Annotated in this window: 2 protein-coding genes; both read right to left on the bottom strand. The window is 72.2% G+C overall.

Annotated features, from left to right (window positions below; translation table 11 throughout):
* Positions 1–663 (bottom strand): HlyD family secretion protein (locus I71_RS06585; protein WP_042692719.1); only part of this gene is annotated, 663 nt, incomplete at its 3' end.
* Positions 660–1,935 (bottom strand): MBL fold metallo-hydrolase RNA specificity domain-containing protein (locus I71_RS06580; RefSeq protein WP_042692715.1); only part of this gene is annotated, 1,276 nt, incomplete at its 5' end. The genes I71_RS06585 and I71_RS06580, both read right to left, overlap by 4 nt.

Here is a 1,935-nt window from a genome sequence, read left to right as displayed (position 1 = left end):
ATAGACGTTCGACAGGTCGAGCAGNGTCGCCGCCTTGCGCCCGGCCGCCAGCACCTCGCCCGGCTCGGACAGGCGGTAGAGCACGCGGGACTTGCGCGGCGCTTTCAGCACGCCGTCGGCGACCTGATCGGCCAGCCGGTCGACGTCGCCGGCCGCGGCGGCGATGGCTTCCTCGGCGCTGGCGAGGTGGCTCTTGGCGGCCTCCAGCGCGGCGTCGGCGGTGCGGCGGCTGTTGCGGGCCTGATCGACCCGCTGTTCGGCGACATGGCCCTTGCCGAACAGGATCAGTGCCCGTTCCATCTCCTTGGCGGCGAAGTCCGCCTCGCTGGCGCGCTGGGCGACCAGCGCCACCGATTCCTCGCGGGAGCGGCGGGACTGGCGCAGCTGGGCCTCGGCGGAGCGGAGCTGCGCCTCCAGGTCGCGGGTGTCGAGCGTGGCGATGACGGCGCCGGCTTCCACCAGATCGCCCTCCTCGACCGGGATGGTCAGGACACGGGCGGCGTATTTGGTGGCAATGTCGATCTCGTTCGCCTCGATCCGGCCGTTGCCGGAGGCGAAGCCGGCGGGCAGGCGGTTGCCCTGCATCGCCCGCCAGCCATAGGCGGCCCCGGCGACGAGGGTCGCCAGCAGGGCGACGGCGATGAGAAGTCGCTTGAAGGTCATGGCAGGGTTCCTTTCCCGGCTTTCTCGTTATCGTCCAGTGCGCCCCTCACCCCGGCCAGGATGCGCTCGCGCGCCGCGTCGTCCGGCGCAGCGTCCAGCGTGCGGCGGAGTGCCAGCAGCGCCTCGGCATAGTGGTTGTGCCAGTCGAGTCCGGCGGCAAGGTCGGCAGGGGCGAGGCGGGGGTGGCGGTCGGCCGGGGCCAGCGGGCAGGGGGCGGCGAGGTCGACGCGGTCGTCGAGTGCCGGCAGGGCGATGCGGTCCGCCGACCAGCCCTTGTCGAGCAGCGCCTGACGGATGGAGGCGCGGGCGGGTTCCTCGCCATGGACCAGGAACAGGCCATGGCCGACGCCGTGGCGGGCTGCCAGCCAGTCCAGCAGGGCGCTGCGGTCGGCATGGCCGGAATAGACGTCGATGGAGCGCACCCTGGCTTTCACCGCGATCTCCTCGCCATGGATACGGACGCGGGATGCCCCCTCCTGCAGCAGGCGGCCGAGTGTGCCCGGAGCCTGGTAGCCGACCAGCAGCACGGTGTCCTGCGGGCGCCACAGGCGGTTCTTCAGATGGTGGCGGATGCGGCCGGCGTCGCACATGCCGCTGGCCGCCATGACGATGGCGCCGCCGGCGATGCTGTTGAGGCGCTGGCTTTCGGGCACGCCGCGGACATGGTGGAAGTTGGCGCGGGTGAAGGGGTCGCCGTCGGTTTCCAGATCGGCGAGATGACGGCGGAAGACGCCGGTCACCGCATCCGCCAGCGGCGAGTCTAGGAAGACGTCCACCGCCGGCAGCCGGCCGCTGTCGAACAGGCAGTCGAGGTCGTAGAGCAGTTCCTGCGTCCGCTCCACCGCGAAGACCGGGATCAGCAGGACGCCTCCGGCGGCCAAAGCCGCGGATACTTCGGCGCGCAGCACCGCCTGCCTGCCGGCCTCGTCCAGGTCGCTGCGCTCGCGGTCGCCGTAGGTGGTCTCCAGCACCATCCAGTCCGGCCGCTCAGGGCCGTCGGCGTCGGCGTGGAAGCTCTTGCCGCCGGGACCGAGGTCGCCGGAGAACAGGAGGCGGGTGGGATCGCCGCCGCCGGTTCCCAGGCCATCGGAGACTTCGAGCTCGATGGAGGCGGAGCCCAGGATGTGGCCGGCCTGCCAGAAGCGGGCGCGCAGGCCCGGCAGGATCTCGGTCCAGCGGTCGTACTCGACGCGGCGGACCCGGCGCCAGCTGCGGATGGCGTCCTCCTGGGTATAGATCGCCTGGACCGGCGGACGGCCCCCCTGGCGGTTG

The sequence above is a fragment of the Azospirillum sp. B506 genome, assembly GCF_000333595.1.
Lineage (GTDB): Bacteria > Pseudomonadota > Alphaproteobacteria > Azospirillales > Azospirillaceae > Azospirillum.
This window is presented reverse-complemented; position numbering and strand designations above follow the sequence as displayed.